Here is a 15,473-nt window from a genome sequence, read left to right as displayed (position 1 = left end):
TCAGATGGTGCGCAGGTCCAGGACGTGCCAGTCGGCGGCGCCGGCGCTGCTGGTGTACCACCACACGAGACCGTTGCGGCTCTGTGTGTCGTTGGCGGCGGTGGCCAGCTCGACGGTGTCGCCGGTGTTGATGTCGTAGACGAGCAGGCCCGCGGTGCCGCTGGTGTCGGAGTATCGGCCGGGTTCGGCGAGGATCTCGAACCGGTCGAGCACCGCCACGTCGGGCACGGCGGTGCGGGCCGCGCCGGTCGCCATCTCGCGCCGTTGCGAACCGTCGGGGCGCATCAGGTCGATGCGGGTCAGGTCGTCACCGTTCACGACCATGACCCGGCACCAGGAGGGGCTGCACGCCGCGAACTCGCCGCCGTCGGTCGGCACCGTGATCTCGCGGCCGGTGCTCATGTTGCGCAGCAGCGTGGCGGCCGCGCCGCCGCTGGCGCCGTCGTCGAGCCACGGCCACGACGCCATCGTCCACTCGCCGGGCTGGCGGGTGACCTGCACGGGGCCGCCGGTCAGGGGCACGGAGCGGACCTCCGTCACGGAGCCGTCCTCCGAGCCGGCCGTCCAGTACACCCGGCCGGCCTGGTGCACTAGGTCGTACTGGCTGCCGAAGAAGACCACGTTGCCGAGGTCGGCGGTCAGGCGCCTGGCCGGGGCGGCGTCGACCGTGTTCGCGGCCCAGAGTTGTGGAGGCCCGCTGTCGCTGAACTCGGTCCAGACGATGTCGTCGCCGGCCGCAGTCACGTTCTCGAATCGGGGGTTCGCGGCGGTGTCCAGGCGGCGCAGCTCGCGCGTGGTGCCGTCACCGGCGCGCAGCAGCAGACGCAGGAACTTGTCGTCGTTGCTGGTGGCGACACCGACAGCGGTGGTGGTGTCGAGGAACAGCAGTGGCCGCAGCGGCAGGGCGCCGAGCGTCCTGTACTGCGCCGCCGGCCAGGCGGTCGTCACCGACGGCCGGGGGCTGCGAGCCTCCGCGCTCGGTGCCGGTCCGGGTTCGGCGGGGCTGCCACGGAAGATCAGGACGCCGGTCGCGCCCAGGGCGGCGGTGAGGCCGACGATGGTGAGGGTGCGGCTTCGCCGTGGTGCGGTGCTCATTCGTACGGCCGCCTCGGTGCCGTCGTCTTCTCCCAGGTCTTCACTTCGAGGTACGGAACCTCGGCACCGTTGACCGGGTCTTTGTCCATCCGGCTGCTGTAGGTGCCGACGACCTGCACCCAGGTGTCGACGGGGGCGTCGACGTTCGCGCCACCGGTCAGGCCGACCTTGATGGGGCGGCCGTCGGCGGCGCAGCACGCGAGCACCATCCGGGCCAGCATCGGGCGTCCGTCCGGTCCCGGCGTGACGAAGCCGGTGAGTCGCACGGTGCGGCCCTCGAGGCTCTTGCCCGCGTCGAACACCGCCCGCGACGCGTAGTCCATGAGGCTCAGCGGCACCGGATCACCGGGCGGCAGCGGCGAGAACTCCGACTCGATCTGCGTCGAGGCGAGCACGCTGCCGGACTGTCCGGCGGCGTACGAGCCGAGCGCGGGCGGCGCGATCAGCAGCAGTCCGGCGGCCGGGAGGATCAGCAGCCACCCGACCCGCGGCTCGTGGTGTCCGTGCCCGTGCCCGTGTCCGTGATCCTGACCACCGGCTGTGCCGCGCAGGTCGTGGACGAGCGTCATCACGGCGGCCGCCAGCAGCAGCACACCGGCCGCGATCAGGAACGGCTGCAGCCCCTCCTTGACGTAGCGCAGGTAGACGTCGGTGAGGCTGGCCTTGAGGATCGCCCCGCCGAACAGGACCAGCACGACCGCTTGCGCCTGCCGGTTCACCAGATCACCACCGCGACCAGGGTGCCCACCAGGACGGCGGTCACGAACGTCGCCGGGGCGAACCGGACGGCGAACCGCCGGCCGAACATCCCGGCCTGCATCGAGATCAGCTTCAGGTCGACCATCGGCCCCACCACCAGGAACACCAGACGCGAGGTCAGCGAGAACTGCGACAGCGAAGCGGCGACGAAGGCGTCGGCCTCACTGCAGATCGACAACAACACGGCGAGTACGGCCAGCGCCAGCACCGAGAGCACCGGATTCTCGGCCAGTGTCTGCAGCCAGGCCTCGGGGACCACGACGTTGATCGTGGCGGCGGCCGCGGCGCCGACCACGAGGAAACCGCCGGCGTGCATCACGTCGTGCCGGCAGGCGGCCCAGAACGCCCGGGACTTGGAACTCTCGTCGAGGTCGGAGCGGCGCGGCAGCCGGATCCAGTCGGTCTTGCCGAGCCGCAGCCACAGCCAGCCCATCGCGATCGCGACGACCAGGCTGGCCACCGCGCGGGCCAGCACCATCTCCGGATTGCCGGGAAAGGCGACAGCGGTCGCGGTCAGCACGATCGGGTTGATCGCCGGCGCGGCCAGCAGGAACGCCAGCGCCGCGGCCGGGGTCACGCCGCGCCGGATCAGCGAGCCCGCGATCGGCACGGCGCCGCACTCGCAGCCGGGCAGGACGACGCCCGCCAGGCTGGCTGCGGGGACGGCCGCCGCCGGGTGGCGGGGGAGGGCTTTCGCCCAGAACGAGCGGGGTACGAACACCGCGATCACGGCCGACAGCACGACCCCGAAGACGAGGAACGGGACGGCCTGGACGAGCACCGACACGAACACGGTGGTCCAGGTCTGCAGCCGGGGATCGGAGACCAGGTCGGCGAGCGGGTTCCGGAAGACCACGAGGAGGATGAGCAGCAGCGCCAGGGCTTCGACGGATCCGGGACGCCGGCCCCCGGCCGGTTCGGCGGTCGCGGCCGGTTCTGGGCGCGCGCGAGTCTCGAGCGGGTTCAACAATGCACTCCCATTCCGCCACGGGGATCTTCCCGACGACCGGAATAGTCACGGCCGTCAATCAATCTACCCGTCGGCGGCGAATGCGCAAGATCCTCTCTGGAATTCAACTTATGCTCAATTGCTGATATGTTCACTTCCAGGAGCTGTAGCTCCAGTTGGAGATCAATGCCCTTACCGCCGTTGAGCTCAATTCCGGGTAACGTGCGGCGACCGCCGATTCCAGTGCCGTCGTCACCTGGCTCTCAGGGATGTTGTTCCGTCGACCCCAGTCGAGTGGAAAATTGGTCCAGAAATCCTCGCGGACTTTCTTGACATATTCCGCCAGCCCTTCCGATTGGGCGCGGACCGCTTCGAGGTCACCCTGCGGGACCGGGCTCCGGCCCCGGCCGGTGTAAAGGATGATCGCCTCGCTTTTCTCGACGTTCGAAAAAGAATCCATGTGATCGCCTCCCCTTTTCTGATGGCGGCGCTGGGACGGCCGACATGAGAAAGCGATTCTTCCCGATGGATGCAAGTGCCGGCCCGCGACGCCGTGGCGCCGCGGGCCGAGTGGATCAGCTGAAGCTGAGGTTGTAGCTGTTGGTGGTGAACGCGGACTGACCGGCGGTGCCGGAGATCTCGTAGCCGAACTGGAACTGCCCCAGGGTCACGTCACCCCACCAGTTGCTGGTGCGCAGCCAGTTCAGCATCGCGAGCACGTTGAGCGTGCCGGAGTTGCTGTTCGACGTGCGCACGAACGAGAACACCGCATTGGCGCCGTTCGAACCGCGGTAGATGTTCCAGGTCGCGCCGCCGACGTTGACGTCCCGGGCGGTCGGGACCGCCCCGTTCGCGTCGTACTGCTCGGCGATCGGACCCACGGCGCCCTGCTTGTTGGTCCAGATCATGATCTCGTACGCGTTGTTGTTGGCCCAGATGTCGTACGACGTCACGTAGTCACCGCTGGCCGGAACGGTCACGTTGTACGAGCTGCTGAGCGTGTTCAGCGAGCTCAGGGTGCGGTTGAGCGTGTAGCTGACGTTCGGGTACGACTTGATGCCGCTGGTGCGCGGGTGGTTGGCGACGACGCCCCAGTTGCTGGTCGACCGCGCCCACGTCGTCTGTGTGCCTGCTCCCGTACCCCAGATGTTGTTGTAGATGGTGTAGCCGCCGGTGGTCCAGTTGTCCCATTGGCCGGAGCCGGACCAGACCGCGTCCGACGGCACACCGGTGCCCGGCGAGGACGGTGTCGGGCCCGTCGGGCTCGTCGGCGTCACGCCGCCGGTGCAGGCGGTGCCGTTCAGGGTGAACGACGCCGGCGCGGGGTTGCTGCCGGTCGACGAGCCGTTGAACCCGAACGACGCGGTGCCGTTGGTGGCGATCGATCCGTTGTAACCGGCGTTCTTGGCGGTGACCGTGGTGCCGCTCTGGGTCAGGGCGGTGTTCCAGGCCTGGGTGACCTTCTGGCCGGACGGGTACGACCAGACCAGCGTCCACGCCGTGACCGGGTCGCCCAGGTTGGTGATGGTGACGTTGGCGCCGAAGCCGCCCGGCCACGAGCTGCTGACCGTGTAGGCGACGCTGCAGCCCGCGGCGGCCGAGGCCGGCAGGGCGACGACCATGCCCAGGCCGGTGATCAGAGACGCGGCGGCAGCGACGGCAGTTCGCTTTCTCATTCGCCGTTCCAATCTGTGGGGGAGGAGAGTGATCGTCGAAGCGCTTCGATTAGGGGATGGAAGACCTCGACGAGCATCTATGGGGTGGGTTCGATGCTAGGACCGGCCGCGCTAGATTGTCGAGTCATGGCGGTCAGCAGCGCGGATGTCGAGGTGTTCGAGCGGTCCCGGGCGCGGCTCGAGGCGATCGCCTACCGGCTGCTCGGCTCGGCCGGTGACGCCGAGGACGTCGTTCAGGAAACGTTCCTGCGCTGGCAGGCCGCCGACCGCGACCGGTTCGGGACTCCCGAGGCGTGGCTGACCAAGGTGCTCACCAACCTGTGCCTCAACCAGCTCACCTCGGCACGGGCGCGGCGCGAGACGTACATCGGTCCGTGGTTGCCCGAACCGGTTCTCACCGGTGACCGGATGCTCGGCCCCGCCGAGACCGCCGAGCAGCGCGACTCGGTGTCGATCGCCGTGCTCACCCTGATGGAGCGCCTGACCCCGAACGAACGCGCCGTCTACGTGCTGCGCGAGGCGTTCGAATACCCGCACGCCGAGATCGCCGGCATCCTGGACCTGACCGAACCCAACTGCCAGCAGATCCACCGCAGGGCCAGGCAGCACATGACCGCCGGCCGGGTCCGGACCGTGACCGACACCGCCGCCGCCCGCCGGATCGCCGACGAGTTCCTGGCCGCCGCCCTCAGCGGCGAGGTGGAACCGCTGGTCCGGATGCTCACCGGCGACGCGGTCGGCCTCACCGACGGCGGCGGCGAGGTCCCGGCCCGCACCACCCCGATCCACGGCGGCCTCCAGCTGGCGCGCGTGCTGCGCGGCATCCTCCGGCCCGGCGCGGTGGACCGGTTCCTCCCCGAGGGCGGGTTCACCCTGCACGCGGCGGTGGTCAACGGTGGCCCGGCGATCCTGGCGGTCGCCGGGACCCGGGTCGCCGGCGTCATCTGCCTCGAGACGACCGCCGACGGCATCGCGGCCCTGCACATCCAGGCCAGCCCGTCGAAACTCGAGCGCCTGACCCGCGACTGGGCGGCCGCCAACGCCGTGTGACCCAGCTCACTGTCAGCTTTCGCGTGCCCGCCCGGTTCAAGTGGTGACCGTCGCCCACCGGGACAGGAGCGCACCCATGAAGCACCGCATCGTCGTCCTCGGAGCCGGATACGCCGGAGCCCACGCCGCCGGCCGCCTGGCCCGTCGCCTGCACCCCGCCGACACCGAGATCACGCTGGTCAACGCCGATCCGTACTTCATCCAGCGGATCCGCCTGCACCAGGTCGCCACCGGCCAGACCGTGGCACGCCGCCCGCTGAGCGACGTCTTCGCCGGCACCGGCGTCACCCTCCGTCAAGCCCGCGTCGTCGCCGTCGATCCCGGCAATCGGACCGTCACCTGTGAGGACGGCATTCAGATCGACTTCGACACACTGGTGTACGCCCTGGGCAGCACCGCCACGGCCGCGAGTGGTCACCACGTCGCCGGCGAGCAGGGTGCACTGCGGCTACGGGACCGTCTGAGCGAGCTCACCGGCGGCGCGACCGTGCTGGTCGCCGGTGGCGGGCTCACCGGCATCGAGGCGGTCACCGAGATCGCCGAGTCCCGCCCCGACCTCGACGTCGCGATCGCCGTCCGCGGCGGATTCGGCGATTGGCTCGGCGACCGGGCCCGCCACCACCTGAACAGGGTCGCCGACCGGCTCGGCATCACGGTCCACGAGCACACCGACGCGACCCGGCTCACCGCCGACGCGACGGTGTGGGCGACCGGATTCAGCGCACACCCCATCGCCGCGGAGGCCGGTCTCACCGTCGCCGGCGGCCGGATCGTCGTCGACGAGACCATGCGATCGGTGTCGCACCCGCACGTGTACGCGGTCGGCGACGCCGCATCGGCCACCGGCCCCGGAGGCGATCCGCTGCGGATGGCCTGCGCCACCGGAACCCCGATGGGCTGGCAGGCCGCCGACGCGATCGCCGCCCGCCTCACCGGCGGAACCGTCCCGAAGAACAACATCCGCTTCTACGCCCAGTGCATCAGCCTCGGCCGCCGCGACGGCATCCTCCAGTTCGTCACCGCCGACGACCGGGCCACGCCGAAGGCGATCGTCGGCGGCCCGGCGGCCCGGCTCAAGGAGATGGTCTGCTCCGGGGCGGCCTGGGGAATCGGCCACCCCACCATGCTCATGCCCAGCCGCCGCCGGCACACGACGGCCGATGTCGTGGCGGACACGGCGCGCGTCTGAGGGCGGATCATCGCCGGATGTCGAGCGTCAGGGCGGACATCGGGCAGGCCACACACGTCAGCACGGTCCCGTCCGGCTCGGTCAGGGTGACGTCGCCGGTGGTCAGGTGGACGGCGCAGGAGCCACAGCCGCCGGCCGTGCACGAGTACGGCAGCGGCAGCCCGGCGGCGAGCCCCGCGTCCAGCAGCGTCTGCCCGGGAGCCACCACCGCCGTGCCGACCGGACGGCCGTTCTCGGTCACGGTCAGCTCCTGCGGCTCGGTGGTCACGCTGTCCGGGACGTTGCGGAAGCGTTCGCTGTGCACCCGGCCGGCGGCGACGCCCATGCCGGTCAGAGCGATCCGGACGGTGTCCGCCAGAGCCTCGGGCCCGCACACGTAGTAGTGGACGTGCGGGCCCGGTGCCAGCCCGGCGACCCAGCGGCGGATGCCGTCGGCGTCGATCCGGCCGTCCCGGCGGGTCAGCACGTGGGTGACCGACAGCCGGTCCGGGTGAGCCGCGGCGAGCCGGTCGAGTTCGGCCCCGAAGAGGATCTCCGCCTCGTCGCGGCTGCTGTAGAGCAGGTCGATCCGGCCACCGTGCGGCCCGGCGAGCCGCGAACGGATCATGCTCATCATCGGGGTGACACCACTGCCCCCGGCGATCAGCACGATCTCGGCCGGGGACCCCGGGTGGAACGTGCCGGACGGGCCGCGTACCGCCAGCCGGTCCCCGGCACGCACCCTGCGGTGCACGTGCGTGGAGAACAGCCCGCCGTCGACCTGCTTGACGGTCACCTCCAGCCGGGCCGCACCGGGTGCCGAGGAGGCGGAGTAGGCACGGCGTACGGAACGGCCGTCCACCTCGGTGACGAGCGTGAAGAACTGACCGGGCCGGAAGTCGAACGGGTGACCGTCCTCTAGCACGAGGGTGACCACGGTCGGTGTCTCCCGGCGGACCTCGGCGACCCGCACCTCGCGCAGTACGCCGTCGGCGTAACCCTCCTTGCGCAACCCCGAGCGGTACGCCCGGTTCATCACCCGCCGCAACAGCCGGTCCAGCCCCGGGATCGCCCGGACGAGGGTGAGTACGAACCGGGGCGCCGTATTGGCAGCGAGGTGCTCCCCGGCCAGCATCATCAGGTCCGGCGCCTCACCCGGGCGGACGTGTGCGGCGGGCGACCACAGCCGGGCGCCGGTCACCGCCGTACCGGTAGTCAGCGCGGCGTGTTCGACGTCGACGAGCAGTGCCGCATGCGGTGGCGAGCCGCGCAGCTCGAGCCTCCGCAGCAGCTCCGGGTCCGTGGTGACCCGGCCCCGGCCACGCACATGCAGCACGTCGGTGCGTCCCGGCACCAGCCCGGCCAGCGACAGCCGGTCGTCGCACATGAGGTTGTGCAAGGCGTCAGCGCGTTTGTTGCCCTTGCGGTCGGCGATGAGAAGCGTGCGGCCGTCGAGGATCAGCGCCACCGAACCCTGATCGCCGCGCGGGCTGGTGTCGCTGCCACCCTCTCCGTCCCAGGTCGAGAGCGCGAGGAACGGGGCGGCGCCGAGGAAGGCGGCTACGCCGGGGCGGCTCAGCGGGCCGTCACCGCAGACGTCGGGGATCGGCCCGGCGGGCCCCGGCGGTTGCCAGAGCCGGGACCGGAGTACGGCCTGCGCGCAGTGCACGAACGCCTCGTCCACGCCGATGCCTCCGGTCATCACCGAGCCGTTGACGCGCAGGACCTCGCCGACGCCCGGGAGCAGGAAGAACATCGAAACCGGCCCGCGTGCCGCCGGCGGGACGGCGAACGTGATCAGCGTCGGAGACAGCAGGCGCGCGAACCCGGGCCGGCCGCCGACGAACACCGTCGTGCTCGTCCCGTCGGCGTCGCGGTAGCCGAGAGCGGCGATCGGGCTGCGTGCCAGCACCGCCCGGCAACCCTCGTCGAGGGCACTGATCTGTTTCCTCACCACCGGCGCGGGAGGCGTGCCCACGAGCGCCTCAACCTCATCGACGGTGGACAGAGACCTTGCGTTCTCCCAGCTCATTACGTAATTGTGAGCAATAGCTCAGCTATTCTGCTACTCGCTTTCCGCCGCACCGAAGGACATCACGATGCCGTCGTCCGACCGCCGTCTTCAACCACGTCGCAAGCCCCGTCAGATACGCGCCGAGCTGACCCGCGAGCGCATCCTGATCGCGGCTGCTCACGTTTTCACCGAGTACGGCTACGCCGCCGGCACCACCAACCGCATCGCCGAGCGTGCCCGCATCTCGATCGGCTCGCTGTACCAGTACTTCCCGAACAAGGACGCGATCCTCGCCCAGTTGCTGATCCGCCACATCGACCGCGGCACGTGGACCGGGGCGGACCGGCTCGACCTCTCCCCGGGCACCCTGCGAGCCACGGTTCAGGCCCTGGTCCGCGACGCGATCGACAGCCACAGTGAGGATCCGCAGCTGCTGCGCATCATGATCGAGGAGGCACCGCTGTCCCAGGACCTCCTCGACGCCATCGACCGGCACGGCCGGATCCGTACCGCCCAGATCCGCGACCTGCTCACCCGCCACCCGGACGTCCGCGTCGGCGACGTCGGCACGGCCGCCGACCTGATCCTGTTCACCATCGAGATGAACACGCACAAGATGATGGCCGCTCCCGGCTCGGTACCGGTCGAGACGTTCGCCGCCGAGCTGGCCGACATGGTCACCCGCTACCTGCGCGGCGACTAGTCCTCCACTGGCTCTCCGCTAGTTCTCCGCGGCGGGAATGATCGCCCGCAGATTGTCGAGGGTCATCTCGAGGATCTCCAGCTGGATCCGCGACAGCAGCGCCGCGTGACTCAGCTCGCCGCTGCCCAGGAGCACCTCCGTGGCACCGTTTCCCCGCTCGGCCAGCAGCGCGAGCGTGAGGACGCCGGTCGAACCGGAGCGCAGGCGGTAGCGGTCGCCGATCCGCCGGGCGACGCGCATGCTGTACTCCAGCCGGCCCGACACCGGCACGCCGCGCCAGGTCGGCGTATCCCCGGTCTCGTCGGCCCGATCCGGTGCACCGGCCAGACGTACCGGGTCGAATCCTCCGGTGTGGAGCCAGACCCGTTCCCAGCTGAGCAGGGGGTCGGCGCGTACCAGTGCGGCCAGGAGCCGGCCGGTGGTCAGTTGCTGTCCGGCGGACATCTCGGCGACGGCGAGCTGAATGCCCCGCTCCGCCCGGGAGCTGAACGACAGTTCGACGACCTGTGGTGCCTGGTACACCGGCGGTGGCGGCGGCGTGGGCTCGGGCGATGGTTCGATACGCGGAGCGGCCGGCGTCGGTGTCATGACCATCTTGACCGCCACCAGGACGACAAACGCGGCCATCCCGGCCGCTACGCCACCCCACCGTCCGCCGGGCATCTCGGGCCACATTCGCGCGAGGGCGGCCGGCAGCAGCGCGGCGACCGGCGCAGCCGCCACGGCGACCGCCAGGCCCGCCCACCGGGCGACAGTGCGTGGACCGGCTTTCCGGACCTGCCAGCAGCCGATGACGAGACCGCCGCAGGCCGCCCACCACAGGATCGACGCGCCGATGGCCATCGCGATGAGGGCACCGTCTCGCCACGACGGCACGCACACGCACACCACGCCGGCGATGAGGAAGGGGAGTACGACCAGGCCGACCTTCTCGTCGAACCGGTCAGCCGCCTCCTTCTCGGGATCCTTGACGGGCACCGCCTCGGCCGTCTCCACCTCCGGGGTGGGCGGCTCCTCCACTGTGGGCGTCCGGAGGTAGCGGGCGGCGAACACCGCGACCAGCAGCACGGCACCGGCCGGGAGCAGCCGGAATCCCACCGGCCGCCACGGGGCGTGCAGCGCGGCGAGGCCGCCCATCGTCAGGAGTTCGATGGCGAGGACGAGGGCGAACGCCAGCACCATGTTGACGCCGGTCCGATCCTCACGCGCCACCTCGAACCAGCTGTCCACTCCCATGACGGCCAGGAAGGTGGTGATCGCCGCGCCGGCAGCGATCAGGCCGTAGGGCCGAAGGCCGGCGAAGAGCGCGACGACCAGTCCGGCGACGCAGGTCAGCAGCAGGAACAGGTAGAACAGGATGAGGTAGTCGTCGCGCCGAGATGGGGACATCGCCCTCAGCGTATCGGCTCGCGTGCATGTACGGATGCCCACCCGAGTTTTACAGTGCAGTCGTATTGCTACAGGCCCTCGTCCACGTATACAGTGCAGTCGTATTGCAAACGGCCGGCTCCGGAGCCGATGCCACGAGGGAGGGCGATCACGATGACGAACCCGGTAGCGGTGGTACGCGAGGCCTTCGAAAGACTGCAGCAGGGCGACGCCGACGCGTGCGCTGAGCGGCTGACCGAGAACTTCATCGTCAACCTCCCCGGGCTGCCCGAACCCCTCCATGGACGGGAGATCTGGAAATTCGGCGTCCAGGCCATGCGCGACGGATTCCCCGACCTTCAGATTGCGATCGAGGACATCTTCGGCGCCGACGACAGGGTCGCGGTGCGTCTGCACTTCAGCGGCACCCACACCGGAACGTTCCAGGACGTACCCGCCACCCACCGTCAGGTCAGGTTCACCAGCGTCGACATCTACCGCGTCGAAGGCGACAAGATCGCGGAGGAGTGGGTGTCACCCGACATGATGGGTCTGATGCAGCAGATCACCGTCAGCCTTTGACGGAAAGCCGCCGCTTCGAGGGCCAGCCGCCCGCCCGACGGCCGGCCCTCGAGGCGGCGGCCGAACTCTCCGAGGGCGTGCACGGTTCCCTCGGCATCGCGGGCCAGCCGTCGTCGGCGTGCTACCGCTCGGCGGCTTCGCGGCCGACGACCATCGAGCTGTAAAGGTCCGGGGCGAACTCGCCGGCGGTCTGGGCGTCGAGCTTGGCGCCGAGGCCGTCGAGGACCCGGGTGAAGAACGATCGGGCGGCGGCCGCGTACACGACGTCGGCGATGTCGGCATCCGAGAGTCCCGCGGACCGGAGCTGATCGACGTCGTGCTGTTCCACGGACGCCGCATCGGTAGCGACCTTCGCGGCGAACCGGTAGACGGCACGATCCCGCTCATCGAGCGTGTCGCCGTCCGGTGCCTCGGCGATGCGGTGCAGCGAGGTCTCGTCGCCGCAGACGTCACGAAGGAACTTCGAATGGGCGGCGGTGCAGTACGTCGAACGCAGCGCCCGGGCAGCCGCGATGGTGGCCAGTTCGAACCGGCGCCGGTCCATACCGTTGCGGATGGCGACGTTGAGCCCGTTCCACGCCTGGGCCACGTCGGGCCGATGACCGAAAGCGCCGGCATAGTTCGGCAGGAATCCCCACGCCTCACGCTGCTGCCGGTAGTAGTCAGCGGTAGCCCCTGCCGCGGCGTCCTCGGGGATCTTCTCGATGAACATGTCCCATTGTGCGCACACGTCCACCGCCATCGGAACGAAAGCCGGGAGTCCCGGTTTGGTCCTTGATCGCCCGTTCGGGGGTGGTCGTCCGGTCGGGTTGCCGGGCAGTGTGTACGCGTGGTCGAAGCTTCGCGGATCTTCATCTCGTACGCCGGAGTGGACCGGCCTTGGGCGGAGTGGGCCCATTGGCATCTCAGACACGCCGGATACGACACGGAGCTGGACTGCGTCGACTGGAAGGCCGGCGACAACCGCGTCGAGAAGATGAGCGAGGCGCTGGCGCGGACGAACCCGATGCTGGCGCTGTTGTCCTCGGCGTACCTCGACCCGGGCCGCTTCACGATGGACGAGTGGACGGCCCGGTTCGCGCAGCGGCGCGCCGACTCCAATGTGAAGCTCATCCCCGCACGCATCGATGGCATTGATCTGCAGTCGGGGATCTGGGCGCCGATCGTGGTGCCGAGTCTGACCGGACTGGCTCCGGAGGAGGCGGCCGAGTCGCTGCTGGAGGTTGTTCAGGGGGTGCTCGGACCGCCGATGCCGGGTGTGCAGCCGCGCTTTCCCGAGTCTCGCGACGCCCCCGCGAGCGTCGACCCCGGCCCACGTCCGCCCGGATCCCTGCCGCGGGTGTGGAACGTGGATCGTCGCAATCCGGCGTTCACCGGCCGTGACGACGTGTTGAACCGGGTGCATGACGGGCTGTCGGGGGACGGGCGCGTCGCGGTGCAGGCGGTGCACGGCATGGGCGGGGTCGGGAAGACCCAGCTTGCTCTGGAGTACGCCTACCGGTTCGCCGGTGAGTACGACCTGGTGTGGTGGATCTCGGCGGAGCAGACCGGCCTGATCGGTGAGCAGTTCGTGGCTCTGGGCGTGGAGCTCGGCATCATCGACGTGGAGGCCGACTCGACGCTGGCAAAGAGCAAGGTGCTGGGTCACCTGGCCGGCCTGCCCCGCTCGCTGCTGATCTTCGACAACGTGGAGAGCGGTGAGGACGTTCTGCCGTGGCTGCCGCGCGGGGGTGGTCATGTCCTGATCACGTCGCGGCGAGGCAGCTGGCAGCGGATCGCGCATGCGGTCGAACTGGACGTTCTGCCCCGTGCGGAGGCGGTTCGGTTCCTGATCGTGCAGCAGCCCGGTCTGGATGCCGGTGAGGCGGACCAGCTGGCGGATGCGCTGGGTGACCTGCCGTTGGCGCTGGCGCAGGCGGCCGGGTACCTCTCGGAGACGGGGATGCCGGTTGCCGAGTATCGGGAGCTGCTGGTCGAGGAGACGCAGGCGGTGCTGGCGCTTGGTCGGCCGATCGATTATCCGCAGTCGCTGGCGGCCGCGATCACGCTGAACGTGGCCGCTTTGGCCGAGGTGGATCCGGCGGCGGTGGCGATCCTGCGATTGTGCGCCTTGCTGGCGCCGGAGCCGATTCCCGTTGATGTGATCGTCGAGGTCGCGCAGCCTACCGATCCCTACCCGGAGGTGCTGGAGGCACTGCGGGAGGTCATTGGCAAGCGGTTGGCGCGGCAGGAGTCGATCGGGCGGATCGGCGCATACGGCCTCGCCCGGCTCGGACCGGGCACGGTGACCGTCCACCGGCTGACCCAGGCCGTTGTCCGAAGCCAGATGGAACAGGCCGCGTCAGCCGAACTGTCGGCGCATCTGGAGCCGACCCTCGGACGGATGAACCCGGGAGACTCGAGAGATCCGGCGAACTGGCCCGCATGGGCGCGTCTGCTGCCGCACGTGCTCGCGGTCGGCCCTGCCCACACGTCCAGTCCGGTCCTCCGGCAGTGCGTTCGTGAGGCCATCGTGTACCTGATCAACCGCGGAGACGCCGGTCCGGCCGGGCAACTCGCCGAGAACCTGCATGCGGAATGGGCGGCCCGGCTGGGACCCGATCATCGAGACACGCTCGGGGTGGCCGGTGAGGTGCTGTGGGCTCTACGCGACCTCGGTGAGTACGGCCGGTTGAGGCCATTGGTCGATGACACTCTGACGCGTCAGATCAAGACCCTGGGCGAGGACCATCCCGACACACTGCGCAGCGCCGCCGACCTCTCCATCGTCCTGGACGTTCTGGGTGACCATCGGCGAAGCGAGGAACTCGGACGGGAGGTGTGGGAACGGCAACGGCGGGTGTTGGGTGAGGATCATCCGGACACGTTGATGTCGGCGGCCGGTATCGCGACGTCGCTGGGGGATCTGGGGCGGCATCGGGAGGCGTTGGCGTTCAAGGAGAAGGTGTGGGAGCAGCGCCGGCGGGTGTTGGGTGAGGAGCATCCGGACACGTTGATGTCGGCGTGCAACGTCGCCTCGTCGCTGGGAGATCTGGGGCAGCTTCGGGAGTCGCTGGCGCTTCACGAACAGGCGTGGGAGCAGCGCCGGCGGGTGTTGGGTGAGGAGCATCCGGACACGTTGATGTCGGCGAGCAATGTCGCCTCGTTGCTGGGTGACCTGGGGCGGCATCGGGAAGCGTTGGAACTGATGGAGAAGGTGTGGGACCAGTATCGGCGGGTGTTGGGTGAGGAGCACCCGGCCACGTTGCGGTCGGCGAACAATGCCGCATCGGCGCTGGGGAACCTGGGGCGGCATCGAGAGGCGTTGGCCCTGAAGGAGAAGGTTCACGAACGGCAACGGCGGGTCCTGGGTGAGGAGCATCCGGACACGTTGAAGTCGATGAGCAACGCCGCCTCCTCGCTGGGCGGACTCGGGCGGCATCGAGAGGCGCTGGCGCTCCGGGAGAAGGTGTGGGAGCAACGTCGGCGGGTGCTGGGTGAGGACCATCCGGAGATGCTGGCGGCGGCGAGCAACGTCGCCTCGTCGATGTGGTCCCTGGGCCGGCACGGAGAGGCGTTGGAGCTCCAGGAACAGGTGTGGGAGCAGTATCGGCGGGTGTTGGGTGAGGAGCATCCGGACACCTTGAAGTCGGGGAACAACGTCGCCTCGTCGATGTGGTCCCTGGGCCGGCATGCGGAGGCGTTGGCGCTCCACGAACGGGTGTGGGAGCAGCACCAGCGGGTGCTGGGTGAGGAGCACCCGGAAACGTTGAGGTCGGCAAGCAATGTGGCCTCGTCGATGTGGTCCCTGGGTCGGCACGGAGAGGCGTTGGCGCTGCGTGAACAGGTATGGCAACAGCGGCGGCGGGCGCTGGGCAACGATCATCCGGACACGCAGAGGTCTGCCCTGATTCTGGCGAAGATGTACCTGGGCCTTGGCCGCATCATTCCTGCACGACAACTGACTGATGAGGCGTTGAAGGGTCTGCGCAGGCATCTCGGCGCTGAGCACCCGGACGTGCAGGAGGCCGCGAAGTTCCGGGACCTTGTGGCGCTGAAGATGGGCGGACGAACAGGCGCCAGGAAAGGTAAGGGCAAACGATGAGCGATCCCGGCGTAGCGTCTGCGGC

The 15,473-nt window shown here is 69.7% G+C and carries 13 protein-coding genes; 5 read left to right on the top strand and 8 right to left on the bottom strand.

The genetic code is table 11. The features are described from left to right. The 5 genes from CLV67_RS14755 to CLV67_RS14740 all read right to left on the bottom strand — a co-directional run bounded on the left by CLV67_RS14755 (position 1) and on the right by CLV67_RS14740 (position 4,479). Positions 1–1,095: a hypothetical protein gene (locus tag CLV67_RS14755; protein WP_106318565.1), complete on the bottom strand. Its 1,095-nt coding sequence runs from the start codon at positions 1,093–1,095 to the stop codon at positions 1–3. Next, positions 1,092–1,814, bottom strand: coding sequence for a TIGR03943 family putative permease subunit (locus CLV67_RS14750; protein ID WP_106318563.1), 723 nt, complete (start codon positions 1,812–1,814; stop codon positions 1,092–1,094). The genes CLV67_RS14755 and CLV67_RS14750 overlap by 4 nt, the downstream gene beginning before the upstream one ends. Continuing rightward, a complete protein-coding gene (locus CLV67_RS14745; protein WP_203737002.1) occupies positions 1,811–2,821 on the bottom strand; it encodes a permease in 1,011 nt (336 codons plus the stop codon). Before CLV67_RS14745 ends, CLV67_RS14750 begins: the two co-directional genes overlap by 4 nt. Positions 2,822–2,954: 133 nt before the next feature. Beyond that, positions 2,955–3,263, bottom strand: coding sequence for a hypothetical protein (locus CLV67_RS51075; protein ID WP_146169138.1), 309 nt, complete (start codon positions 3,261–3,263; stop codon positions 2,955–2,957). A 115-nt stretch (positions 3,264–3,378) separates the two neighbouring features. Continuing rightward, complete coding sequence (locus CLV67_RS14740; RefSeq protein WP_106318559.1) at positions 3,379–4,479, bottom strand: glycoside hydrolase family 12 protein; 1,101 nt, start codon at positions 4,477–4,479, stop codon at positions 3,379–3,381. Between the two features lie 126 nt (positions 4,480–4,605). On the opposite strand from CLV67_RS14740, the gene sigJ reads away from it, so the two are divergent. Together sigJ and CLV67_RS14730 are read left to right on the top strand one after the other, a co-directional pair. Further along, positions 4,606–5,529, top strand: a complete 924-nt coding sequence (gene sigJ, locus CLV67_RS14735) for an RNA polymerase sigma factor SigJ (protein WP_106318557.1) — start codon at positions 4,606–4,608, stop codon at positions 5,527–5,529. 76 nt (positions 5,530–5,605) lie between these two features. After that, positions 5,606–6,718 carry an NAD(P)/FAD-dependent oxidoreductase gene (locus tag CLV67_RS14730; RefSeq protein ID WP_106318555.1) on the top strand — a complete coding sequence of 371 codons (1,113 nt, stop codon included), beginning with the start codon at positions 5,606–5,608 and terminating at the stop codon, positions 6,716–6,718. Positions 6,719–6,725: 7 nt separating this feature from the next. On the opposite strand, the gene CLV67_RS14725 is transcribed toward CLV67_RS14730, so the two are convergent. Beyond that, a complete protein-coding gene (locus tag CLV67_RS14725) occupies positions 6,726–8,729 on the bottom strand; it encodes a 2Fe-2S iron-sulfur cluster-binding protein (protein WP_106318553.1) in 2,004 nt (667 codons plus the stop codon). 67 nt (positions 8,730–8,796) lie between these two features. Here CLV67_RS14725 and CLV67_RS14720 point away from each other — a divergent pair, with 67 nt between their 5' ends. Continuing rightward, a complete protein-coding gene (locus CLV67_RS14720; RefSeq protein ID WP_106318551.1) occupies positions 8,797–9,414 on the top strand; it encodes a TetR/AcrR family transcriptional regulator in 618 nt (205 codons plus the stop codon). Positions 9,415–9,432: 18 nt separating this feature from the next. Here the strand turns inward: CLV67_RS14720 and CLV67_RS14715 are convergent, their stop codons facing one another. Beyond that, complete coding sequence (locus tag CLV67_RS14715) at positions 9,433–10,803, bottom strand: hypothetical protein (protein ID WP_106318549.1); 1,371 nt, start codon at positions 10,801–10,803, stop codon at positions 9,433–9,435. 153 nt (positions 10,804–10,956) lie between these two features. Between CLV67_RS14715 and CLV67_RS14710 the strand changes: the two genes are divergently transcribed. Further along, positions 10,957–11,364 carry an ester cyclase gene (locus tag CLV67_RS14710; protein WP_106318547.1) on the top strand — a complete coding sequence of 136 codons (408 nt, stop codon included), beginning with the start codon at positions 10,957–10,959 and terminating at the stop codon, positions 11,362–11,364. 121 nt (positions 11,365–11,485) lie between these two features. On the opposite strand, the gene CLV67_RS14705 is transcribed toward CLV67_RS14710, so the two are convergent. Then, complete coding sequence (locus CLV67_RS14705) at positions 11,486–12,076, bottom strand: carboxymuconolactone decarboxylase family protein (RefSeq protein WP_106319097.1); 591 nt, start codon at positions 12,074–12,076, stop codon at positions 11,486–11,488. Between the two features lie 117 nt (positions 12,077–12,193). Here CLV67_RS14705 and fxsT point away from each other — a divergent pair, with 117 nt between their 5' ends. Next, the gene (fxsT, locus tag CLV67_RS14700; protein ID WP_106318545.1) at positions 12,194–15,448 is read left to right on the top strand and encodes an FxSxx-COOH system tetratricopeptide repeat protein; all 3,255 of its coding nucleotides are present in this window, start codon (positions 12,194–12,196) and stop codon (positions 15,446–15,448) included. Positions 15,449–15,473: the final 25 nt, after the last annotated feature.

The sequence above is a fragment of the Actinoplanes italicus genome (assembly GCF_003001815.1).
In the GTDB taxonomy this organism is placed as follows: Bacteria; Actinomycetota; Actinomycetes; order Mycobacteriales; family Micromonosporaceae; genus Actinoplanes; species Actinoplanes italicus.
This window is presented reverse-complemented; position numbering and strand designations above follow the sequence as displayed.

Coding starts and splice junctions, on each gene's coding strand:
- CLV67_RS14755 (WP_106318565.1), bottom strand. CDS start 1,095: ATGAGCACCGCACCACGGCGAAGCCGCACCCTCACCATCGTCGGCCTC.
- CLV67_RS51075 (WP_146169138.1), bottom strand. CDS start 3,263: ATGGATTCTTTTTCGAACGTCGAGAAAAGCGAGGCGATCATCCTTTAC.
- CLV67_RS14740 (WP_106318559.1), bottom strand. CDS start 4,479: ATGAGAAAGCGAACTGCCGTCGCTGCCGCCGCGTCTCTGATCACCGGC.
- sigJ (WP_106318557.1), top strand. CDS start 4,606: ATGGCGGTCAGCAGCGCGGATGTCGAGGTGTTCGAGCGGTCCCGGGCG.
- CLV67_RS14730 (WP_106318555.1), top strand. CDS start 5,606: ATGAAGCACCGCATCGTCGTCCTCGGAGCCGGATACGCCGGAGCCCAC.
- CLV67_RS14725 (WP_106318553.1), bottom strand. CDS start 8,729: ATGAGCTGGGAGAACGCAAGGTCTCTGTCCACCGTCGATGAGGTTGAG.
- CLV67_RS14720 (WP_106318551.1), top strand. CDS start 8,797: ATGCCGTCGTCCGACCGCCGTCTTCAACCACGTCGCAAGCCCCGTCAG.
- CLV67_RS14715 (WP_106318549.1), bottom strand. CDS start 10,803: ATGTCCCCATCTCGGCGCGACGACTACCTCATCCTGTTCTACCTGTTC.
- CLV67_RS14710 (WP_106318547.1), top strand. CDS start 10,957: ATGACGAACCCGGTAGCGGTGGTACGCGAGGCCTTCGAAAGACTGCAG.
- CLV67_RS14705 (WP_106319097.1), bottom strand. CDS start 12,076: ATGTTCATCGAGAAGATCCCCGAGGACGCCGCGGCAGGGGCTACCGCT.